The sequence below is a fragment of the Mycobacterium sp. genome (assembly GCF_052143115.1).
GTDB lineage: Bacteria > Actinomycetota > Actinomycetes > Mycobacteriales > Mycobacteriaceae > Mycobacterium.
Genome location: NZ_JBKQTQ010000181.1, coordinates 69,514 through 91,595, shown reverse-complemented (window position 1 = coordinate 91,595; position 22,082 = coordinate 69,514). Strand labels below are relative to the sequence as shown.

Annotated in this window: 23 protein-coding genes; 5 read left to right on the top strand and 18 right to left on the bottom strand. The window is 66.7% G+C overall.

Going from position 1 to position 22,082, the window contains the following annotated elements:
- The first annotated feature begins 111 nt into the window (after positions 1-111).
- A complete protein-coding gene (locus ACLQI9_RS18700) occupies positions 112-1,323 on the top strand; it encodes a TerC/Alx family metal homeostasis membrane protein (RefSeq protein WP_442384614.1) in 1,212 nt (403 codons plus the stop codon).
- Here the strand turns inward: ACLQI9_RS18700 and ACLQI9_RS18695 are convergent.
- Positions 1,320-2,480 carry an acyl-CoA dehydrogenase family protein gene (locus tag ACLQI9_RS18695; RefSeq protein ID WP_442384616.1) on the bottom strand — a complete coding sequence of 387 codons (1,161 nt, stop codon included), beginning with the start codon at positions 2,478-2,480 and terminating at the stop codon, positions 1,320-1,322. The two genes, ACLQI9_RS18700 and ACLQI9_RS18695, sit on opposite strands and share 4 nt — an antisense overlap.
- Positions 2,481-2,576: 96 nt before the next feature.
- Between ACLQI9_RS18695 and ACLQI9_RS18690 the strand changes: the two genes are divergently transcribed.
- On the top strand, positions 2,577-3,083 hold the full coding sequence (locus tag ACLQI9_RS18690) for a hypothetical protein (protein WP_442384618.1): 507 nt from the start codon (positions 2,577-2,579) through the stop codon (positions 3,081-3,083).
- Between the two features lie 365 nt (positions 3,084-3,448).
- Here ACLQI9_RS18690 and ACLQI9_RS18685 read toward each other — a convergent pair whose 3' ends face one another.
- The 8 genes from ACLQI9_RS18685 to ACLQI9_RS18650 form a co-directional block, all read right to left on the bottom strand.
- A complete protein-coding gene (locus ACLQI9_RS18685; RefSeq protein WP_442391993.1) occupies positions 3,449-4,519 on the bottom strand; it encodes a hypothetical protein in 1,071 nt (356 codons plus the stop codon).
- A 586-nt stretch (positions 4,520-5,105) separates the two neighbouring features.
- Positions 5,106-6,521, bottom strand: a complete 1,416-nt coding sequence (gene hflX / locus ACLQI9_RS18680; protein WP_442384622.1) for a GTPase HflX — start codon at positions 6,519-6,521, stop codon at positions 5,106-5,108.
- A gap of 44 nt (positions 6,522-6,565) precedes the next feature.
- Positions 6,566-7,438, bottom strand: a complete 873-nt coding sequence (gene dapF, locus ACLQI9_RS18675) for a diaminopimelate epimerase (RefSeq protein WP_442384624.1) — start codon at positions 7,436-7,438, stop codon at positions 6,566-6,568.
- 75 nt (positions 7,439-7,513) lie between these two features.
- On the bottom strand, positions 7,514-8,431 hold the full coding sequence (miaA, locus tag ACLQI9_RS18670) for a tRNA (adenosine(37)-N6)-dimethylallyltransferase MiaA (RefSeq protein WP_442384626.1): 918 nt from the start codon (positions 8,429-8,431) through the stop codon (positions 7,514-7,516).
- Complete coding sequence (locus tag ACLQI9_RS18665; RefSeq protein ID WP_442384628.1) at positions 8,428-9,123, bottom strand: hypothetical protein; 696 nt, start codon at positions 9,121-9,123, stop codon at positions 8,428-8,430. The genes miaA and ACLQI9_RS18665 overlap by 4 nt, the downstream gene beginning before the upstream one ends.
- Before the next feature lie 9 nt (positions 9,124-9,132).
- The gene (locus ACLQI9_RS18660) at positions 9,133-10,047 is read right to left on the bottom strand and encodes a DMT family transporter (protein ID WP_442384630.1); all 915 of its coding nucleotides are present in this window, start codon (positions 10,045-10,047) and stop codon (positions 9,133-9,135) included.
- 137 nt (positions 10,048-10,184) lie between these two features.
- Entirely contained in the window at positions 10,185-11,090 is a 906-nt protein-coding gene (locus ACLQI9_RS18655) for a DMT family transporter (RefSeq protein WP_442384631.1), read from the bottom strand.
- A 123-nt stretch (positions 11,091-11,213) separates the two neighbouring features.
- On the bottom strand, positions 11,214-12,167 hold the full coding sequence (locus tag ACLQI9_RS18650; protein ID WP_442384645.1) for a DMT family transporter: 954 nt from the start codon (positions 12,165-12,167) through the stop codon (positions 11,214-11,216).
- A 298-nt stretch (positions 12,168-12,465) separates the two neighbouring features.
- Here ACLQI9_RS18650 and ACLQI9_RS18645 point away from each other — a divergent pair, with 298 nt between their 5' ends.
- Complete coding sequence (locus ACLQI9_RS18645) at positions 12,466-13,788, top strand: DUF349 domain-containing protein (protein WP_442384633.1); 1,323 nt, start codon at positions 12,466-12,468, stop codon at positions 13,786-13,788.
- Positions 13,789-13,800: 12 nt separating this feature from the next.
- Here ACLQI9_RS18645 and ACLQI9_RS18640 read toward each other — a convergent pair whose 3' ends face one another.
- The 8 genes from ACLQI9_RS18640 to ACLQI9_RS18605 all read right to left on the bottom strand — a co-directional run bounded on the left by ACLQI9_RS18640 (position 13,801) and on the right by ACLQI9_RS18605 (position 20,349).
- Complete coding sequence (locus ACLQI9_RS18640) at positions 13,801-14,412, bottom strand: Rv2732c family membrane protein (protein WP_442384635.1); 612 nt, start codon at positions 14,410-14,412, stop codon at positions 13,801-13,803.
- Complete coding sequence (gene miaB, locus ACLQI9_RS18635) at positions 14,409-15,935, bottom strand: tRNA (N6-isopentenyl adenosine(37)-C2)-methylthiotransferase MiaB (protein ID WP_442384637.1); 1,527 nt, start codon at positions 15,933-15,935, stop codon at positions 14,409-14,411. Before miaB ends, ACLQI9_RS18640 begins: the two co-directional genes overlap by 4 nt.
- Complete coding sequence (locus ACLQI9_RS18630; protein WP_442384639.1) at positions 15,932-16,453, bottom strand: Lrp/AsnC family transcriptional regulator; 522 nt, start codon at positions 16,451-16,453, stop codon at positions 15,932-15,934. Before ACLQI9_RS18630 ends, miaB begins: the two co-directional genes overlap by 4 nt.
- Positions 16,432-16,956 carry a recombination regulator RecX gene (gene recX, locus ACLQI9_RS18625; protein WP_442384641.1) on the bottom strand — a complete coding sequence of 175 codons (525 nt, stop codon included), beginning with the start codon at positions 16,954-16,956 and terminating at the stop codon, positions 16,432-16,434. Before recX ends, ACLQI9_RS18630 begins: the two co-directional genes overlap by 22 nt.
- Positions 16,922-17,974: a recombinase RecA gene (recA, locus tag ACLQI9_RS18620; RefSeq protein ID WP_442391992.1), complete on the bottom strand. Its 1,053-nt coding sequence runs from the start codon at positions 17,972-17,974 to the stop codon at positions 16,922-16,924. Before recA ends, recX begins: the two co-directional genes overlap by 35 nt.
- Positions 17,975-18,161: 187 nt before the next feature.
- Entirely contained in the window at positions 18,162-18,869 is a 708-nt protein-coding gene (msrA, locus tag ACLQI9_RS18615; protein WP_442378525.1) for a peptide-methionine (S)-S-oxide reductase MsrA, read from the bottom strand.
- Between the two features lie 87 nt (positions 18,870-18,956).
- The gene (locus tag ACLQI9_RS18610) at positions 18,957-19,151 is read right to left on the bottom strand and encodes a DUF3046 domain-containing protein (RefSeq protein ID WP_442378526.1); all 195 of its coding nucleotides are present in this window, start codon (positions 19,149-19,151) and stop codon (positions 18,957-18,959) included.
- Between the two features lie 10 nt (positions 19,152-19,161).
- Complete coding sequence (locus ACLQI9_RS18605; RefSeq protein ID WP_442378527.1) at positions 19,162-20,349, bottom strand: glycosyltransferase; 1,188 nt, start codon at positions 20,347-20,349, stop codon at positions 19,162-19,164.
- A gap of 54 nt (positions 20,350-20,403) precedes the next feature.
- On the opposite strand from ACLQI9_RS18605, the gene ACLQI9_RS18600 reads away from it, so the two are divergent.
- Both ACLQI9_RS18600 and ACLQI9_RS18595 read left to right on the top strand, forming a co-directional pair.
- A complete protein-coding gene (locus ACLQI9_RS18600) occupies positions 20,404-20,826 on the top strand; it encodes a limonene-1,2-epoxide hydrolase (RefSeq protein WP_442378528.1) in 423 nt (140 codons plus the stop codon).
- A 25-nt stretch (positions 20,827-20,851) separates the two neighbouring features.
- The gene (locus ACLQI9_RS18595) at positions 20,852-21,262 is read left to right on the top strand and encodes a DUF5313 domain-containing protein (RefSeq protein ID WP_442378529.1); all 411 of its coding nucleotides are present in this window, start codon (positions 20,852-20,854) and stop codon (positions 21,260-21,262) included.
- Here the strand turns inward: ACLQI9_RS18595 and pspM are convergent.
- On the bottom strand, positions 21,259-22,080 hold the full coding sequence (gene pspM / locus ACLQI9_RS18590) for a phage shock envelope stress response protein PspM (RefSeq protein ID WP_442391991.1): 822 nt from the start codon (positions 22,078-22,080) through the stop codon (positions 21,259-21,261). The two genes, ACLQI9_RS18595 and pspM, sit on opposite strands and share 4 nt — an antisense overlap.
- Between the last annotated feature and the right edge of the window lie 2 nt (positions 22,081-22,082).

The window sequence follows — 22,082 nt, the reverse complement described above, 5'->3', positions numbered from 1 at the left end:
GATGTCCACAAGGCTGGTTGGTGTCGCACCCTGCTCGTCCGATTTTGCGTTACGGTGCCGGATACTGCGGGTAAACGCCGTGGGGACGGGACACAACAAATCGGAGCAGGCATGGGTGTTTCCGGACCGGTCTGGTTCGTGATCATCGCCGTGATCGTCGCGCTCGTGCTGCTCGACTACCTCGTCAACATCCGCCGCACACGCACCCCGACGTTGCGCGAAGCAGCGGTGTGGTCGGCCGTCTACGTCGGAATTGCGATCGCATTCGGCGTCGGCGTGTGGGACTTCGGCGGAATATCCATGAGCGTCGAATATTTCGACTGTTATGTGAGCAATGAAGCCCTCTCTATCGACAATTTGTTCGTCTTTTTATTCATCGTGAGCAGCTTCGCTGTACCGCGGATCGCCCAGCAGAAAGTGCTGTTATTCGGCATTGTCTTGGCGCTGGCCGCGCGCACCGTATTCATCTTTATCGGCGCCGCACTGGTCGCGATCTTCGACTGGGCGTTTTACCTGTTCGCGATCGTCTTGCTGATCATGGCGACCAACCTCGCGAAATCCTCGGAATCGAGACGCCGCGACACGGATACGGTGCTTATCCGTATCGCCAGACGGTTGGTGCACACCTCCGAGGACTATGACGGCGACCGGTTGTTCACCGTCGAGCACGGCCGACGGGTGATGACACCGATGTTGCTGGTCATGCTCGCCGTCGGCGGGGCGGACATATTGTTCGCGTTCGACTCGATCCCGGCGCTGTTCGGCCTGTCCCAGAACGTCTACCTGGTGTTCTCGGCGACCGCGTTGTCGTTGTTGGGCCTACGGCAGTTGTATTTCTTGATCGACTGTGTGCTCGACCGGCTGGTGTACCTGTCCTACGGTCTCGCGGCGATCTTGGCTTTCATCGGTGTGAACCTGATGCTGCAGGCCCTGCACGACAACAACATTCCGTTCATCAACGGCGGCAACCCGGTCCCCGTCGCCGAACCGAGCACGACGCTGTCGTTGACGGTGATCATCGTCATCCTGCTGATCACGACGGCGGCGTCACTGCTGTCACCACGCGGACGGGCGCAACACGCGCTCGCCGGGGCCCGCCGGCACGCGGCGGAGTACCTCGATCAGGCCGACGCGGCCGACCCGGTCGAACGGGAGAAGCTGTTCACCCAGATGCTTGCCGAAGAAGGCGAAATCACTGCGCTCCCGACGAAATACCGTAGGAGAATCCGGCGCAAGCAAGAGCTGATGAAGCTGCTGGGACAAGCCCACCGCGCGCACGACGCACCTGCGCCCGGGTCCCGGTCCGCATCGTCGCCGCGCTAGACGCCGAGGCTGCGGCCGATGATTTCCTTCATGATCTCGGTGGTGCCGCCGTAGATCGTCTGCACCCGCGCATCGAGGTAGGCCCGCGCGATCGGGTATTCGCGCATGTAGCCATAGCCACCGTGCAACTGCAGGCAACGATCGACCAGGTGCACCTGCTTCTCGGTGGAGTACCACTTGGCCATCGCGGCCTGCTCGGCGGACAGCTTTTCATCGAGGTGCAGCCGGATGAACTCGTCGACCATCATGCGGACCACGGTGGCCTCGGTGGCCAATTCGGCGAGTAAAAATCGGCTGTTCTGAAAACTCCCGACCGGCCTGCCAAAGGCCTTGCGCTCCTTCGTGTACTGCAGAGTTTGCTCCAAGACGGCCTCCATGGCTGCGGCCGCCGTGATGGCAATCGAAATGCGTTCCTGCGGCAGGTTTTGCATCAGGTAGATGAAGCCCATGCCCTCTTCGCCGAGCAGATTCTCGGCGGGAACTTTGACGTCGGTGAACGACAGCTCAGCGGTGTCCTGGGCCTCCAAGCCGATTTTGTCCAAATGCCGGCCGCGCTCGAAGCCCTCCATGCCGCGCTCCACGGCGAGAAGGGAAAAGCCTTGCGCGCCTTTGTCCGGATCAGTCTGGGCCACCACGATCACCAGATCGGAGTTGATGCCATTGGTGATGAAAGTCTTCGACCCATTGAGTACGTAATGGTCGCCCTGCTTGACCGCGCGGGTTTTGATGCCCTGTAAGTCGCTGCCGGTGCCCGGCTCGGTCATGGCGATCGCGGTGATCAGCTCGCCGGTGCAGAACTTGGGCAGCCAGCGCTGCCTTTGCTCCTCGTTAGCCAGTCGCAGCAGATAGGGCGCGACGACGTCGTTATGCAGGCTGAACCCGATGCCGCTGAAGCGGCCGGCGACGGTCTCCTCGACGATGATCGTGTTGTAGCGGAAGTCGGGGTCACCACCGCCGCCGTACTCTTCGGGGACCGCCATGCCCAGGAAGCCCTGCTTGCCGGCCTCCAACCACACCCCGCGGTCGACGATCTTCGCCTTCTCCCATTCGTCGTGGTAGGGGGCCACGTGACGGTCCAGGAACGCCCGGTAGGACTCCCGGAACAATTCATGCTCGGGTTCGAACAGCGTGCGCTGATACTTGACGGCGCTACCCATGGATGACCTCCGGCGGGTTGGGGACTCTGCCGCCAAAGATATACCAACCGGATGGTTGGGCGGCCCGCGTGCCCATGCGGGCTTACAGTCAGCGAGGTGGACGAGACGATCCTGGTGGAGGAACGTGGGCAACTGCTCGAGTTCTCCTACACCGACATGCTGTGCTACGCCGGGCCGTACTCGCCGGCGGGTGTGGCCAATGCGTTCAAAGTGATGCAGCGGGCATTCGCGGCGTTATCCCCCAACCAACCGCCGCAACGGCGCTCGATCGTCATTCGCACCGCCTTCCAGGGGCCGGGGGCACGCGACGGCTTCGAAGCGGTCACCCGTGCAGTGACCGACGGCCGCTACACGGTCGACCTGGCCCTGGCGCGGCCCGACCGCGGGCGGCTGCTGCAACGCTTCGTCTTCCAGGTCGCCATCGCCGGCCGCGCGGCGACACTGCTTCTGCGTAAGGGCTTCGTCACCGCCGAATTCATCGATCTCGCAGGAAAATCCGACCGCAGCCAGGCCGAAGAAGCCCACCTCGATCAGCTCAAGGCCGACCTGGCGCAGCGGGTGCTGGCCGCGCCCGCCGAAGACGTCTTCGACCTGGCCGACTGAGTCCAACCGACCGGATCTGCACGCCTCCGGAAGGCATGCTGAAAAACGTGCGCTGTCGGTTGGTCCCGCTGAGTTAGCGGGGACGGACCGTGACCTAGAGCCCGCCGCAGACGGGAACCCAGCCAGAACTCCGGATACGCATAGCTATAGGCGTCGCTGGCAAGCGATGCGTCGAGACGGCGCCGTCGGCCTCGGGATAGCTTCTGGCGCCGGTGGAGGTGCGTGCATCGCTGGCGGTGCTGGTGCGCTGGCAGGCCCAGCCGAGCGAGGCCACGAGCGTAGGCGGCGGCTCTCCCTTTCGCCGAACGCACCCTGACGGGCCCGCGCATTGCTAACAGCGCGGGCCCGCCAGGAGGGCAGTGACTTTAGAACAGCGACGCGAGGTCGGCCAGGAAGTTGCTTCCCGAAGAGGCGGCGCTCTCACCTAACGACGGCAGGAGGTCGGTCAGGAAGCTGCTGCCGCTAGTGGCCTCGGCACTTAACGCCGGCAGGATGGTGGTCAGGTCGTCGCCGGGGCCGGCGGTGGCGGTGACGCCGTCAGTCCCCAAGACGCCGGCGAGGTCGGAATTGCCGCCGAAGGCGTTGGCGTTGCTCCCCATGGTGCCCAATGGGTCGAGGACGAAGGCGATGTCGCTGTTGCCGTCGAAGGCGCCAGCGCTGCTGTTGGTGCCCAGGACGGAGGCGATGTCGTCGTTGCCGAAGCCCGCGAAGGAACCCAGGTTGGTGCCGGTGCTGTCGCCGGACTGGCTGGCGAAGTCGTCGGTGCCGTCGACGGCGGCGGGGCCGTCACCGAAGCCGTTGTCGTTGCCGAAGTTGATGGCGGTGTCGCTGTCGCCGTTGCCGCTGGCTCCGATGAGGCCGCCGGCGCCGGCGAAGGCGCCGGTGTTGCCGCCGTCAAGGGTATCGGTGTCGACACCGTTGTTACCGATGTCGATGGCGGTGTCGCCGGTGCCGGTTCCGCCGTTGGTGTTTCCGATAAGGTCGGCGTTGCCGGCGTAGGCGCCGTCGGGGGCGCCGACGGTGCCTACGGGGTTATTGCCGATGTCGATGGCACTGTCGTTATTCGCACCAGTGTCGCTGGCGATCCCCCCGGCATTGGCAAGAGCGTTGGTGCCGTCGGCCAAGGCGTAGTCGCCGGTGCCGCCCTCGGCGTTGGCGGTGGAGTCGGCGCCGGAGGCGATCGCGATGTCCCCGGTTCCCGAGTGGGCGACCGCGCTGCCGTCGGAGACGAGCGATTGCCCGTCGATCGAGATGGCCAGATTCAGACCTGATGGGTCCGAGAGGGCCGAGAGACCCCCACCACCCAGCAGACTATCGATCGACGACAACCAGTCGGTGGACGTGTCGGCCGAGGCGACCGGCGTGTGGGCCACTGCGGCCCCAATGCCCAAGCCCACCGCCAGGATGCCCAGCCGAGCGAGACCACGAGTGTTCACCATAGGATTTTCCTTCCCCCACGCCGCACCCTAACGGGTGCGGGAATTTTGACCATAAGTCATCAGCGAGTCGACAGCTGACGGGTTGCAGCTTAAGCACTGGCTTAGTGAAACGTATGAAAAAGTCCAAAATTTCCATAATTTATACATGTTTCACATGTATAGAGGACGGCACATGGCCAGTCGACGCAGCAGCGAGGGGTTCAGAGATGGCTGCGATTGCGTTTTGGCTTCCTGGATGACTCCGCTGGCAACCGCGCCGGCAGCCCACACCGATTTCGGGGTCGACGTTGCTACACGTGTACGCAACCGCCGCACACCGGATCAGAACCGCGAAAGGAAGATTATGCACTCCGCGACTTCGCGAACGATCATCGCCGCGACCGCGCTTGCGGCGACAGGGCTCTTCGCGTGGCCACCAGGCGACGCCACCACAGGCACAACAAGGGGTGCCGACAGTGCACCGCGATGTTGCGTTGGTGGATGACACCATTGTGGTCACCGACGAGATTCCTGCTGACAACAGTTTCTGGAACGGCGTGTTGGGACTAGACGGATCGGAATATCAATGCTATCTGCGGCAGTCTCAGGTCGCCGAGAACTGGCGCAGACTGGCGGCCAGCGCCACCGGCACCCGGGCTTTGATTCGGGTGCCGTCGCTGATGTGCTCAGTCTGCTGAACCCGACCGTCGGCATGCACACGCGACACCAAATCACCGCGGTCATACGGGATTACGACGTCGATCGCAGTATCGGTCGGCGCCGCCAACTCGGCCATCCGGCGGCGCAGCGCATCGACGCCCTCCCCGGTGCGCGCCGAGACGAACACCGCCCCGGGCAGCGCGCGGCGCAACTTGGCCAGCGCCAAATCGCCTGCGGCGTCAACCTTGTTGACCACCAGCAGCTCCGGCGCCGGATCGCCGTGATGGTCGGCGGTCACCTCGGAGATCACCTGGCGCACCGCACTGATCTGAGCCAGCGGGTTGACGTCGGAGCCGTCGACGACGTGCACCAGCAGATCGGCGTCGACGACCTCTTCCAGCGTCGAGCGGAACGCCTCGACCAGCTGCGTGGGCAGGTGCCGCACGAAACCCACGGTGTCACTGACCACGAACGCGCGTCCGTCGTCGAATTGTCCACGGCGAGTAGTGGGTTCCAGGGTCGCGAACAGGGCGTCCTGCACCAGCACGCCGGCGCCGGTCAGCGCGTTGAGCAGACTGGACTTGCCGGCGTTGGTGTAGCCGACGATCGCGATGGATGGCAGGTCGCTGTCTAGCCGTCGGCTGCGCTGAGTGTCGCGGACCTGCTTCATGTCCTTGATGTCGCGGCGCAGCTTCGACATTCGCTCGCGGATGCGGCGTCGATCGGTCTCGATCTTGGTCTCACCGGGACCGCGCAAACCCACCCCGCCGCCGCTGCCGCCGGCGCGACCACCGGCCTGCCGCGACATGGACTCACCCCAACCACGCAACCGCGGCAGCATGTACTCCATCTGCGCCAGCGTCACCTGCGCCTTGCCTTCCCGGCTGGTGGCGTGCTGGGCGAAGATATCCAGGATCAGCGCGGTGCGGTCGATGACCTTGACCTTGACGGCCTTCTCCAGCGCGGTCAGCTGCGCCGGGGACAGTTCGCCGTCGCAGATCACGGTGTCCGCACCGGTCGCTAGCACCACCTCACGCAGCTCCTGCGCCTTGCCCGAACCGATGTAGGTCGACGCATCCGGCTTGCTGCGGCGCTGGACCATGCCTTCGAGCACCTCAGAACCGGCAGTCTCGGCGAGCGCGGCCAACTCGGCGAGGCTGGCATCGGCGTCGGCGGCGCTGCCGTCGGTCCACACGCCGACCAGCACGACCCGCTCAAGGCGCAGTTGCCGGTACTCAACCTCGGAGATGTCGGCAAGTTCGGTGGATAACCCGGCGACACGGCGCAGCGCTGCGCGGTCGTCGAGCGCAAGTTCGCCCGTGCTGGGGGTGTCCTGATCGGGAAATTCCGGAAATGTCATAGGCAATTACATGGTGCACGCCGGAGCGGCGACACGCACGCGAATTAACGCCGCGCTGCCTGCCACCATTCCTCGCTGAGTTCGCCTCGGGCCACCAAGACCGACGGGCCGCGCAGGTAGCTGGTGGCCTCGGTGATGGTGACGACGACGTCACCGCCCGGAACCCGCACGGTGAGAACGCCGCTGGCCGTTCCGGCGTGCGACAGCCCGGCAACGGCAGCGGCGACGGTTCCGGTGCCGCAGGAGCGGGTTTCGCCAACACCACGCTCGTGCACTCGCATGCTGACCGCGCCGTCGGCCGGGGCGGTGAGAACCTCGACGTTGACCCCATCCGGGAACTGTGCCTTGTCGAACGTCACCGGCGCAGCGACGTCGAGTGCCGCCAGCGCTTCGACGGTCAACCTTGGGTCGACACAGGCCAAATGGGGGTTGCCGACATCGACCGCCAACCCGCTGAAGGTGCGGCCGCCGACGACGGCCTGTCCCTCGCCCAACGTGTTCACCTTGCCCATGTCGACGCTGACGTCGGCGTTGGTCGCATCGACGTGATGCAGGACGACGGGTCGGGGGCCGGCCAGCGATCCGACGACGAACTCGTTACGGGATTCCACACCGCTGGCGTGCAGGTAATGCGCGAACACCCGCGCGCCGTTGCCACACATCCGTGCCGTCGACCCGTCGGCGTTGCGGTAGTCCATGTACCAGTCGTCGGCGGTGACGCCGTCCGGCACGCGATCGAGCGCTCCGGCGGCCAGCAGGGCACCCGCTGTGGTGACCCGCAGCACCCCGTCCGCACCGAGCCCACGGCGGCGATCGCACAACGCGGCCACCACCGCGGGCGTCAGCGTCAGCTTGGCGTCCAGATCGGGCAGCAACACGAAGTCGTTCTGGGTGCCATGGCCTTTGGCGAAGATCATGTGCACCACTCTCCCCGCAAGCGGGGACCCCCCGCGTTCATGCCGGCATCATCGTCGTCGGCGCGGATCACCTGCTCAGGATACGTGCCGCCAGGCTCGCAGCGCGGCGTCGGCATTGTCGGACGCGCTCGCATCCAGCCATCGGATGCGGTGGTCGCGGCGAAACCACGACCGCTGGCGCCGCACATAGCGGTGGGTGCCCATGAAAGTCGGTTCTCGTGCACCGTCGCCGTTGCCGCCCGCGTCGAGGTCGGCGATCACCTGCGCGTAGCCCAACGCGCGTGACGCGGTGACGCCGTCACGTAGCCCGCATGCGAGCAGTCTGGTTACCTCGTCGACCAGACCGGCAGCGAACATCGCCTCGGTCCGACGGGCCAGTCGCTGGTCGAGAAGCTCAGTCTCGCAATCTAATCCGACGATCGCGGTGTCCCAGCGCGGTGTGCCGATGACAGGCGCCGACGCGGCGAACGGCTGACCGGTGAGTTCCACCACCTCAAGCGCACGCACGATCCGCCGACCGTCGGTCGGCAGGATCGACGCCGCGGCCGCGGGATCGCGATCGGCCAGTTCGGCGTGCAACCGGTCTGCGCCGACCTCGGCAAGCCGCTGCTCCCATTTCGCCCGCACCGCCGCGTCGGTCGTCGGGAACGACCAGTCGTCGAGCAGCGATTGGATGTAGAGCATCGAGCCGCCCACCAGCACCGGCACCCTCCCCCGGGCCGCGATCGCCTCAATGTCGGCGGCGGCGGCGCCCTGATAGCGGGCGACGGTCGCGGTCTCGGTGACGTCGAGGACGTCGAGTTGGTGATGCGGGATACCGCGGCGTTGCGCGACAGGCAGTTTCGCGGTGCCGATGTCCATGCCGCGGTAGAACTGCATCGCGTCGGCATTCACGATTTCCGCGCCGGCCGCACCCCCGAGCCGCTCGGCAATCTGCAGCGCGAGCGGCGACTTACCGGTGCCCGTCGGGCCGACGATCGCCAGCGGCCTCACAGCTGCCAGACACCGGCGAAGTACCCGACACCGTAGGGCGCCGCCCGGTAGAGCTCCTTGGCCGACCGGGGTACCGGCTCGGCCAGACCCGCGAGCACCTGGAAGGCCACCCGCCCCACGACTTGCCGGGGCAGCCGGGTCAGCGCAGCCACGTCACCGCAGCTCAGCGCGTCGTCCAGGGCACGCTGAACAGCCACGTCATTGGGGTGGTGGCCGCCCGGGGCAGCCGGGGTCAAGGTGTTGGCGCCATCGGCGACGACCACCACGCCCGCCGGCTCGGCCAATCGGTCGATCTCGTTGCGCAGTTGCCTGCCGAGGGTCAGCGCGGCTTCCCGATCGTGGTTCGCGGCGTAGACACGGACTTCGGCGCGAGCGTCTGGCTGAGCCTGATCCCGCATCCACCCGGTGATCAACGCGCACAGCGGCAGCTCGACCGGCCGACCGCTTGCCTGCGGCGAGAGCCGCACCACCAGGTCGGCGCCGAAACCCGCAAAGGTGCCAACGCTTTCCGGGCCGACGACAACGTCCGCTGCGTCGTTTGAGCCCACCCCGACGACCACCCAGCGCGGTGGCAGCGCGGCGACGGCGGCCACCATGGCCGCCCGCAGCTCAGCCACCTCGTCGGCCGCGGCCCCGGCGAGCTCGGGGACCAGCACCGGCGCAGACGGAATGATCGCGATGGTGCTCAACACGTCACCAAACTAACGTTCCGAAGGCGCCAAGGGCTGCCCAGCGGCTTTCGACCGCCGTCTGCCGAACGCCTCCATCCCGGCGGCCTCACCCCTGGCCAGCGCCACAGTCGACACGACCATCACGATCACCGCTACTACCAGGACAAACAACTTTTCGTTGTCGACGCGCAAGTCCTCGGAGAGCACGGTGATCCCTAGGATCCATCCCACCACCGGTTTCGCCAACGTCATCGTCGGCAACGACGCCGTGAGGGCGCCGGCGCGAAAAGACGCCTGCTGAAACACCATGCCGGCCAGCGCGACGGCGAGCCAGGCATACAGTTCGGGCGCGCGCAAAACCGCCCCCAAGCCGCCCTCGGCGGCTTCGACGACACCCTTGGTCAGCACCGCAAACAGCGCCAGCGACGAGCCCGCCACCACTGCCAGCAACACCGCGGCGACGGCACCCGACCAGATTCGGGCGCCCAACACGCAGAACACCAATGCCGGGCCCATCACAATGGCCACCACCACCCACGTTTCCAGCGGGGCGCGCTGCTGGTCGGACGCCGGATTGCCGACCATGACGATGACCGCCACCGCGCCGGCCAGCAACGCCGCCCAGAACCATTCCCAGGCGGTTACCCGGTGCTGGGTGATCCGTGCGTTGATCGGCAACGCGAATAGCAACACCGTCACTTGCAACGCGGTCACCAACATCACCGACCCCAGGCTCAGCGCCGCGGCCTGCAGAGCGTAATTGGCCACCGCGGCGACGGCGCCCAACCGCCAGCGGGTGTCGCGTAATGACAAGCAGAACAACTCCCACGCGCCGACCGGTTTGTCGACGATCTCGTGTGCGGAACGCTGACGGATGACGGAGCCGATCGCCGATACCAGCGCGGCGCCCAACGCCAGCAGTATGGCGACGTCTGCGCCGGCCATGGCGACCTCCTCCCCCGACTGTCGGCCAACTGTTTCATCCACACGCTACTGAGTTGAGCAACGGCGACTCCGGCGCGCCGCGTCGCCGCAAACGCCACAACTGTCGATCAGCTGCGACGAACAGGCTGCAGCTAACGTTACGACGGCGCCTTCTCGACGACGATCACATCACGTCCGGCGCCGGCCGCGATGCTGGCCGCCTCGCCGCGAGCCAGGCCAATGGTCGAGACGAGCACCACGACCGCGGCGGCGATCAGCACAAATACCTCGGGGCCGTCGGCGCGCAACGTCTCGCCGAGCACCAGGACCCCGAGCAGCGACGCCACCACCGGCTTCGCCACGGTCACCGTCGGCAGCGAGGCGGTCAGCGCACCGGCACGAAATGACGACTGCTGAAAGATCATCCCGGCCAGCGCGGCCGGGATCAGACAGTAGGCTTCAGGCGCCCGCAGCAATGCCTCGAAGCCGCCGGAAAACGCACCGACGGCGCCCTTGGTCAGCACCGCGAACAACGCCAGCGACGAGCCCGCCACCACCGCCAACAGCACCGGCGCCACCGAACCACCCGACCAGATACGGGCGCCGAGCACACACAACACCAAGATCGGTCCCATCACAGCGGCCACCGCCACCCAGGTCCCTAGCGAACCCCGCCAGTGGCCGCCACCCGGATGGCCGACGGTCACCAGGACCGCCAATGCGGCGGCCAGCAGTACCGCCCACATCCACTCCGAGCGTGTCACTCGGTGATGAGCCAGCCGCGCGTAGATCGGCAGTGCGAAGAGCAGCGAGGTCACCTGCAGCGCGGTCACCAGCATCACCGAGCCCAGCGCCAGCGCAGCGGCCTGCAGGCTGTAATTGGCGACGGCGCCGGTGGCGCCCAGCCACCACCGCCTGTCACGCACCGACAACCGGAAGAGCTCGAGGTGGCCGACCTGCTTATCGGTGATCTCTTGCGCCGACCGCTGGCGGACCACGTCGCCGATCGCGGACGCCAGCGCGGCGCACAGCGCGATCAACGCCGCCAAATCCGCTTTCGACATGCACGATCTCCTCGCCGAGGCCAGCCCGCAATCGGTGACTGCACCGACTTTTCACCATCAGTTTTCCAGGAATACCCCTGGGGCGCCGGAGGCGCGCAGCGGCGCGGGCCGGCTGCGCCTCTGCTAGGCGTCGACGCCCGTCGCCGCCGATGGTGCCATTGCACGGACCTCTAACAGCTCTGGGTTCCGGTCGGAGAACGCCGTGCGGCCGTCGCCGTCAGCGGTCATGGTGGCCGCTTCGCCGCGGGCCAGCGCCGTCGTCGCGACCACCACCGCGACCACCGCCGCCACCAGCACAAAAATCTGAGGACCGGGCGTGTCCAACGTCTCGCCGAGCACGGTGACACCTAGCACCGAGGCCACCACCGGCTCGGCGACGGTCATCGCAGGCAGGGAGGCGGTCAGCGTGCTGGCACGAAACGCCGACTGCTGAAATACCGTCCCGACCAGCGCCGCCAGTATCCAGCCATACAGTTCGGGCGCTCGCAGCAATGCACCCGGGCCGTCGCGGACCACCTCCATGACCCCCTTGGTCAGCACCGCGAACAACGCCCACGACGACGCCGACACCACCGCCAGCAGCACAGCGGCGACCGCTCCTGACCAGATCCGCGCGCCCACAACACACAACACCAGTGCCGGTGCCATCACGACGGCGACGACGATCCAGATCTTCAAAGAGCCGCGCTGGTAGCCGGCCGCCGGATCGCCGACGGTAATGAACACCGCCACCGCCGCGGCCAGCAAAACCGCCCACAGCCATTCCCAACGGGTCACCGGGTGACGGGTCAAACGCGCATTGGTCGGCAATGCGAACAGCAGCGCCGTCACCTGCAGCGCCTGGACCAGCACCACCGACCCGAGCACCAGCGCGATGGCTTGCAGTCCGAAGCTGGCCGCCGCCGCCAGGCCGCCCCACCACCAGCGGATGTCGCGTAACGACAAGCGGAATAACTCGAAGTGGCCGACCCGTTCGTTGGTGATTTCCTGCGCAGACCGCTGACGGATCACATCCCCAACCCCGGATATCAACGCCGCGACCAACGCCAGTAACGCCGCGATATCGACCTTCGCTATGGGAGACCCTCCTCGTCCAGGTCCGGCCGGAATGCCGCTATTTACACATGCCAACCATAAATTGTTTCACGAACGAGGGGTATTTCCGGCTAACGCCACGCCCCGAATCGGCGCCGCAAAACCTGGGCACTTCAACGGCTAGCGCCAACTGGGAACGCACCGCCCAACAAGCTGCTTCAATACTGGTGAGATCCAGACGGGAGTACCTGTAGCTTCTCCCGCGAGTGCAGTTGACGGCGCCGCAATGCGCGGCAGGTGCGCGGCCAATCACCGCGCGAAGGGTAGGTGACGGTAGCTCATGACGCCTGAAGAGCCCCATAACGAACCCCGGCCCATACCACGGCCGGGACCGCGACCCGGGCCCAAACCAACACCCCGCCCCCACCCCCACCAAGTCCCCGGGCCGCTGGTCAACGATCCACACCGATTCGGACGCGTCGACGCCGACGGGACGGTATGGCTGATCGGCGCGGCCGGCGAACGGGTCATCGGATCCTGGCAGGCCGGCGACGCCGAAGCCGCGTTCGCCCATTTCGGTCGGCGATTCGACGACTTGAGCACCGAGGTCACGCTGATGGAGGAGCGGCTGGCTTCGGGCACGGGCGACGCGCGCAAGATCAAAGCCCACGCGGTGGAGCTGAGCGAGACGCTGCCGACCGCACATGTTCTCGGTGATGTCGATGCGCTGGCCGCGCGGCTTGCCGGCATTGGTGAGCAGGCCGACGCTGTCGCCGCCGCCGATCGCTCCCGTCGGGACGAGCATCGGGCAGCCCAAACGGCCCGCAAGGAGGCCCTGACCGTCGAGGCCGAGGAACTGGCCAACACCGCGACGCAGTGGAAAGCTGCCGGCGACCGGCTGCGCGCAATCCTCGACGAATGGAAGACGATCAGCGGTTTGGACCGCAAGACCGACGACGCGTTGTGGAAGCGCTACTCGGCTGCGCGGGAAACCTTCAACCGGCGACGCGGATCCCATTTCGCAGAATTGGACCGCGAGCGGGCGGGTGCCCGCGAGGCGAAAGAGCGGCTCTGCGTGCAGGCAGAGGAGCTCGTCGATTCGACGGATTGGGGTGCGACCGGCGCCGAGTTCCGCAAGCTGCTCACCGACTGGAAGGCTGCCGGACGTGCGGCCCGCGATGTCGACGACGCGCTGTGGCGCCGCTTCAAGGCCGCCCAGGACACTTTTTTCAAGGCGCGGAACGCCGCGACCGCCGAGCGAGACTCCGAATTGCAGGCGAACGCCACCGCCAAAGAGGCGCTGCTGGCCGAAGCGGAAAAGCTCGACACGAGCAATCACGAGGCGGCGAGGTCGGCGCTGCGGACGATCGCTGAGAGGTGGGACGCGATCGGCAAGGTGCCCCGGGAACCGTCGGCCGAGCTCGAGCGGCGGCTGCGCGCGGTGGAAAAGAAGGTGCGCGACGCCGGCGAATCGGACTGGTCGGACCCGCAGGCTCAGGCCCGTGCCGAGCAGTTCCAGGCGCGTGCCGAGCAGTTCGAACGCCAGGCCCAGAAGGCCGAGGCGGCCGGGCGCAGCAAGGAAGCCGAGGAGGCCAAGGCCAACGCCGAGCAGTGGCGGCAATGGGCTGACGCCGCCGCTGATGCGCTGACCCGCAAGCCTTAGCCCGAGCGACCCCTAGCCGTTGCCGTTGTGGTCGGGCGCCTGGGGCGGCTCGGCGTCGTCGAGAGTTTCCAGCAGCGTGCGGGACTGCCGGTGCGCGGTGGCTCGACGGCGCTGCTCCTCGGCGGCGAGTTGCACGATCGTTCGCGACCACACCACCCGGGCCCAGTGAAACGTCAACAGGATGACCGCGATCCAGGCGACCACCAGACCTGCACCGGGGCCCGGATGACCCGCGGCCACGGTCTGCCGCGACCAAACGGCCAGCAATCCGGCAGCGCTGCCCACCGCCGAACCCGCCAAAGCCACCCAGGCCAACGCCCAGCGCCGGGTCAACAACGCCAACATCGAGAAGCCGACGCCGAAAACCAGTGCCAGCCAGGCGAATACCCTTGACGGCAGCGCCACCGCCGCCGCCGCGGAACCATGGGTGGAAAACAGCACATCCCATCCGCGTACGTGACCCGTATGCGGCAGGATGAACGACGCAATCAGCACGAATACTAGGATGGCAACGACCAAAGCCCTTGCGCCCGGTTCGATTTCGCGGGCAATCCGTTGCTCTGCCGCCTCGATATCGGAGCGGAAAGCGTCGAACTCGCCGTCCTTGGGCTCGTTTTCGCTCATCGAGAGCACCCCGCGGGTTCCACCGCCGCGGCCGGTTGTCCGACGCCCGGCATGCCCAGCCCGACACCGCCGGGACGTTGCCCGCCGTCGTAAGCATCACCGGCGCGGGTGCGGCGATGGGTGATGACGTCGCCGTCGGCGATGAGGTGATGCGGCGCGGCATCGGTGACGATCGTCGTGACGATGTCGCCTGGACGCACCTGCTCTCCGCCAGGCGTGAAATGCACCAGGCGACCGTCTCGCGCGCGCCCGCTCATCCGGGCGGTGCGGCTGTCCTTGCGGCCTTCCCCGGTGGCCACCAGCAACTCAACGCTGCGTCCGATCTGGTCGCGGTTCTCTTCCAGCGCGATCTGCTCTTGGAGCGCGACCAGTCGCTCGTAACGTTCCTGAACGACGGCTTTCGGCAGCTGACCGTCGAGTTCGGCCGCGGGAGTACCGGGGCGCTTGGAGTACTGGAAGGTGAACGCGCCGGAGAACCGGGCCCGCCGCACGACGTCCAGCGTCGCGGCGAAGTCCTCCTCGGTCTCACCAGGGAAGCCGACGATCAGGTCGGTGGTGATGGCCGCGTGCGGCATGGCCGCCCGCACCCGGTCGATGATGCCGAGAAAACGCTCGGCCCGGTAAGACCGCCGCATCGCCCGCAACACCCGGTTCGACCCCGATTGCAGCGGCATGTGCAAGGCCGGGCAGACGTTCGGCGTCTGCGCCATCGCGTCGATGACGTCGTCGGTGAACTCGGCCGGATGCGGCGAGGTGAACCGCACCCGCTCCAGCCCGTCGATGCGTCCGCATTCGGTCAGCAGTTCGGCGAAGGCGCCACGATTGCGCGGTAACCGCGAATCGGCGAACGAGACCCCGTACGCGTTGACGTTCTGACCCAGCAGGGTGACCTCCAGCACGCCGGCCTGCACCAGCGACCGCACCTCGGCCAGGATGTCGGCCGGACTGCGGTCGACCTCCTTGCCCCGCAACGACGGCACGATGCAGAAGGTGCAGCTGTTATTGCAGCCGACCGAGATGGAAACCCAAGCGGCGTAGGCAGATTCGCGAGCAGCAGGCAGCGCCGACGGAAACTCCTGTAATGCCTCGGCGATTTCTACCTGGGCAACCTTGTTGTGACGGGCCCGGTCAAGCAGCGCAGGCAACGATCCGATGTTGTGGGTGCCGAAAACGACGTCGACCCACGGCGCCCTGCGCAGCACCGCGTCTTTGTCCTTCTGGGCCAGACAGCCGCCCACCGCGATCTGCATGTCCGGGTCGCTGCGCTTACGCGGAGCCAGATGGCTGAGGTTGCCGTAGAGCTTGTTGTCAGCGTTCTCGCGCACCGCACAGGTGTTGAAGACCACCACATCCGCGTCGGCGCCGTCGGGCGCGCGCCGGTAGCCCGCCGCCTCCAACAGGCCTGCCAGCCGCTCCGAATCATGGACGTTCATCTGACATCCGTAGGTGCGGACCTCATAGGTGCGGCGCGACGCCACCGGCGAGCGTTCAGCCGCCACGTCCGATGCCACCGTCGAAGTCACGGGGCCATGGTACGGCGATCGGGCACAGCCTCGAACCGCAGGCGATCAGCCGAAGTGGTGAGTCGATTCTCGTCGGTGACCGACCGGGCATGCTTGATAGTCCGCGAGACGGTCGAAACCTCGACGTGTTCCACACCGTTGACTCGTCCGAGCGTGGCGGTGACGTAGTCGTAGATCTCGGCCACGTCCCGGCACCGTATCGCGCCGACCATGTTGGCCGAACCTCCCACCGCGGCGACGAACGCGGTCGGCTGGTGGGCGGCAAGCAGAGCGCCGACCGCCGGCACTCTTGACGGGGTCACCTCCAGATACAACGTCGCCCCGGCTGGATAGCCCAACATTTCTGGTGCGATGTCCACGTCGCTGTACAGGGCGCCCGAGCCCACCAGCAGCTCGACGCGTCGTGCCGCGGCGGATTCCGACATGCCGCTGACGTGGGCCAACCGTGCGTAGGTGGCCCGCCCGTCGGCGGCGGCCGCGTTTCGGTGATGCGCGCCTAGACGCGCCTGCGCTCCCATTCGGCGGCCAGCTCGGCGCTGACCACCTCATAGGCCATCGTCTGGCTGAACCCGCGGCGCGCCAGCATTGCCACCAGCCGACGGCTCACCCGAGCGTCATCGGCGTCGCTGAGGTTCTCCCGCCGCAGCCTGGCCCGCACCAGCTGCTCGGCGCGGCCGCCCTCTTCAGCGGGGTTGATGCCGCCGAGCACCGAGGTGATCACGTCGTTGTCGACCCCTTTGGTGTGCAGCTCAGCGGCCAACGCGCGCTTGCCTTTTCCGGCGTTGGCCCGACGCGAGTGCACCCACTGTTCGGCGAAGCCGGCGTCGTCCACCAACCCAACGTCAGTCAGCCGGTCCAGCACCCGGGCGCTGACATCGTCAGGATAACCACGCTTGGCCAGCTGACCGGCCAACTCGGCGCGGGTGCGTGCCCGCGCGGTGAGCAGGCGCAGGCACAACGCCCGCGCCAGCTCCTCGCGAGACGGCTCAGAAATCGACGGGGGCGGGCAAGACGCTGTCATCGGTCAAACCATCGGTCACCACCGCGCCAATGCCGAGCTTTTCCTTGATCTTCTTCTCGATCTCGTTGGCCACCTCGGCGTTCTCCATCAAGAAGTTGCGGGCGTTCTCCTTGCCCTGACCCAGCTGCTCACCCTCGTAGGTGAACCAGGACCCGGACTTGCGGATGAAGCCCTGTTCCACGCCCATGTCGATCAGCGAGCCTTCCCTGCTGATGCCCTTGCCGTAGAGGATGTCGAACTCGGCCTGCTTGAACGGCGGCGATACCTTGTTCTTGACGACCTTGACCCGGGTGCGGTTACCCACCGCATCGGTGCCGTCCTTGAGCGTCTCGATCCGCCGCACGTCCAGTCGAATGGAGGCGTAGAACTTCAAAGCCTTTCCGCCCGTTGTTGTTTCGGGCGAGCCAAACATCACTCCGATCTTCTCACGCAGCTGGTTGATGAAGATCGCCGTGGTACCCGAATTGTTCAGCGCGCCGGTCATTTTCCGCAGCGCCTGACTCATCAGCCGGGCCTGCAGTCCGACATGGCTGTCGCCCATCTCGCCTTCGATCTCTGCCCGCGGCACCAGCGCGGCCACCGAGTCGATGACCAGAATGTCCAGCGCGCCGGAGCGGATCAGCATGTCAGCGATCTCCAGCGCCTGTTCGCCGGTGTCGGGCTGGCTGACCAGCAGCGAATCGGTGTCCACACCAAGCTTGTTGGCGTAGTCGGGGTCCAGCGCATGCTCAGCGTCGATGAACGCCGCGATGCCGCCGGCGGCCTGGGCGTTGGCCACCGCGTGCAGTGCGACAGTGGTCTTACCCGAGGACTCCGGGCCGTAGATCTCCACGACGCGGCCACGGGGCAGGCCACCGATGCCCAGGGCAACGTCCAGTGCGATCGACCCGGTCGGGATGACCGAGATCGGCTGGCGCACCTCGTCGCCGAGGCGCATCACCGAACCTTTGCCATAACTCTTCTCGATCTGGGCCATCGCCAGTTCGAGGGCCTTCTCGCGGTCAGGGGCTTGCGTCATGGTGCTACCTCTCGGTGTAGTCGGTGTTCTCTCGACCGGTATCGGTCAGTTGGCCGCGACGCTAGAGGCAGGGTCTGACAAGTGGCCTGACCAGCATCTGACCGTCGAACACCGACCACATTAACGAACGTGTGTTCGATGACAAGTAGGCGCGCCGTACTGCCGTTGCGGCGAGCATCAGCGCCGGCTAGTCGCGGTATAGGTCCGGGAAAGTCGACTTGAGCGCGTCCAGCTTGGGCATGTCGTAACTGGCGATGTACGGGTTATCCGGATGCAAGTTGAGGAAGTCCTGGTGGTAGGCCTCCGCAGGGAAGAACTGGGTTGCCGGCGACACGTTAGTGACGATCGGCGCGGGGAAGGCGCCCGCCTGGTTCAGCTGGGCGATGTAGGCATCCGCAATGTTCCGTTGGGTCGCGTCCTGAGCAAAGATCACCGAACGATACTGAGTGCCCACGTCGGGCCCCTGACGGTTAAGTTCGGTCGGATCTTGCACGACGGCGAAAAAGATCTGCAACAGCTTGCCGAAGGTAACCTGAGCCGGGTCATAGATGATGCGCACCGACTCAGCGTGCCCGGTGCTCCCAGTGCTGACAGTCTCATAATCAGCTGTCGCCGCATCTCCTCCCGCGTACCCGGATTCGGCCACTGCCACCCCTTTGACGTGCTGGAAAACGCCCTGCACACCCCAGAAGCAGCCACCGGCCAGGACCGCGGTCTCAGCCTTAGGGCGCCCCGTCGCCGGTTCGTCGACCATAGGTGCCGGAATTGCGCTCGACGACGTCGCGCTCGCGGACGGCATCACGGGACATCGGACGAGGAACACGGTCGCGGCGAGTCCCACCACTGCCAGCCCAGCCGCCAGGATCGCTCGCCAGCAAAAAGTCGCAACATTCACGGCAGCCTCCGCATTCGGTTGCACATCATTGAGTCCCTTTCGTGCACGAAATACACGTATAGAAAGTTCAGCAACCGACGCCAAACTTCACCACTGTTCGCGGGGAACGTCGAAGTCGACGCAGAGCGCCCGCCACACGTCGCGCGGGTCCACGCCGTCCTCGATCGCCTGCGCGCCGGTGCGGCCGTCGAAGTCGGTCAGCACGTGATCGGACAACACCGAGGCGCCGTAGGTCGCGCCGAAACGCAAAGTGACCCGCTCGTGAAATTCCGTCAGGCGCACGCCGATCAAGCTACCTGGGCCCAAGCCGACCAGCGGGCGCGAGCGCATCGTGGCACACCCATACCGGATCGGTGACATCGGTAACGCTGGCCGCGGCCCGCTGGGCGGCTTCGCGGTAGCTCGGCGTCGTAAGCACCTCATCGACGGCCTTGACCAGCGCCTCGGCCGTCAACGGCCGAACCAGCCGTCCACTGCCCTGGCGCGCCACCCGGTTGGCGATCTCCCACTGATCCCCGCCGCCGGGAACCATCACCAGCGGCACACCGGCCAGCAGTGTCTTGGCCACCATTCCGTGCCCGCCGCCGCAGATCACCAGGTCGGCCTGCGCCAGCAGTTCGTCTTGACGCCCCAGCCCGGCCACCGCCCACGGCGGCACCGTCAGGTCAGGACCGTTCAGCCGCGACACCACCACCCGTGCGCCGACGGGCAAACCGGTTCCGGGCACCAGGCAGTCCAGCGCGTTCTGGGCCATTCCCTGCGTCCCGGTCAACGCCGTCGACGGCGCGACCACCACCACCGGGCCGGCGCCCGGTGGGATCGGCAGCAGTTGCTCGGTCGGCTCGAAGTGCAGCGGACCCACCAGCACGGCTTCGGCCGGCCAGTCCGGGCGGGGAACCTCCAGGGCGGGCAGCGTAGCGATCAGCCGCCGCAGCGGCCCGGGATCGGTGGCGGGCAAACCGATCTCGACGCGGACCTCCGCGCGCTGACGTATACCGGCGCGCCAGGATCGCGCGGTCAGCGCCCGCATCGCGGCGTCCCGCAGCCGGCCCCTGATGCCGGTGCCCGGCGCAAGCCCGCTACCCAGCGGCGGCAGCCCCTTCGACGGCAGGTACAGCGGATGCGGGTTCAGTTCGATCCACGGAATCCCCAGCAGCTCGGCGGACATCCCGCCGCAGGCGGTGATGACATCCGACACCACGAGGTCCGTCGCCAGCTCCCGGAGCTGCGGAAGATTCAGCACCGCCATCCGCGCAGCGCGCTGATGGATCTTGGCGCCGGCGTCACGGTCGTCGTCGTCTGAGGTGGGGTCGAGCCCCGCCAGTTCGACGGCGTCGACACCGGCCGCGCGGGCGGTTTCGAGCCATTCGGCGCCGGTGAGCAGGGTCGGCGTGTCGCCGGCTGCCGAAAAACGCCGGCACAGCGCGATGGCCGGAAACGAATGCCCGGGGTCTGGTCCGGCGACCACGGCAACGTGCATCGCCCTACCCTGCCACAGCGCCCGGCGGCTCGAATCGCCGTTAGGCTGGTGATCATGACCGAGCAGATTCTAGAGAACACCCGCACAGTCGAGGTCTTCCTGAACGCGCTGCAGGACGCGGATCTCGACACCGCAGGCGCCGCATTGGCCGAGGACCTGGTGTATCAGAATGTCGGGTTGCCGACGATCCACGGGCGCAATAGAGCGATGAAGCTCTTCAGCTCGTTGGGCGGTGCCAGCGCGTTCGAGGTGAAGATCCATCGCATCGCCGCCGACGGTGCCGCTGTGCTCACCGAACGCACCGACGCGCTGATCTTCGGCCCGCTCCGGCTTCAGTTCTGGGTCTGCGGCGTGTTCGAGGTTCACGACGGGCAGATCACGCTGTGGCGGGACTATTTCGACTTCTTCGACATGCTCAAGGCGACGGTACGGGGCCTGGTCGGCTTGGTGGTGCCGTCGCTCAGGGCGTCGTTCTGAGCCCGCGAGTCGAAAGGACAGTCCAGTGAGCGACAGCACACGGCCGAGCGCGCTCCAGTATGTCCGGTACTGCTACGGGCGGCGGCTACCCGACTCGATGCGGGACTGGGTGCGCAACGACCTGGCCGGCAAGGGCGCCGCCGCGCGGATGATGATCCGCGTCGCCATTCCCGCGGTGTTGGTGCTTGCCCCGTTCTGGCTGATTCCGGCGACGCTGGACGTCCACCTGACCATGACGCTGCCGATCCTCATCCCGTTCGTGTATTTCTCGCACGCGCTCAACAAGGTGTGGCGCCGCCACATGCTGCAGGTGCACGACCTCGACCCGGATCTGGTCGACAAACGCCGTCGCCAGCGCGACGCGCACCTCCATCAGGCCTACATCGAACGCTACGGCCCCAGGCCCGACTCGACCCCAGACAGCCACGACATCTAACGAACGCGCGGCAACCCGCCGAGTTCGTCGAAAGCCTGTGACCAGCCGATCAGACGATCGGTCGCGCCGGCCAGCTCGTCGCGATAGCGCTGCCGTGAGGCCACCAACGCGACGCCGCGATCTCCGTTCGCCGACGAGACCAACTGCGCTGCGGCGGTGACCATTTCGTTGTATTGACGCACGCCGGCGCTCAACTGCGCGGTAAACGCGTTGATGGTGGGGGCCAGGTAGGACCGCGACTGCGGGGTGCCGTGGGCCGCCCGCTCCATCGACACCACCTCGGCGGCGGTAGCCGCCATGGCGGCCGAGCTCTTGTTAGCGGCTGCGGTCAGGTCACGAATCTCGTTGGCGGGCAACATGTTTCCTCGCTGGATAACCCCGAGTAACGAGAAGAATCCCCGTTCGGAGGCTCCCAGCGCCGACATCGCCGATCGTGCCGCCGAACTCGGCGGTGGCAGGCGTCGGCCACTGGCCGGCCGCTGCGTGGGCAGTGGCTCGGCTCGCAGCCACCGGTAGCGAATCAGCAGCAGCGTCGCGATCATCGCCTGCCCGACCGCGATCCCACCGGTGATCTCCAGCAGCAACGCGAACCAGCCCCACGCCGCCAGGACCGCCGTCACCACACCCCAGAACGCGCACCCGGCCGCGAATATCAGGCCCCACCGCAGTGCACGGCTGCGTCGGCGCAGCAGCTTTTCCCGCGGATCGGTGGCGGCGCTGATCTTCTGCGCCACCAAGTCGGAAAGCGCGTCGGCCGTGTCGAGACCACGCAGCAGCAATGCCCGCCATGAGGCGCTGCGACCGGACTCCATCGCCATTT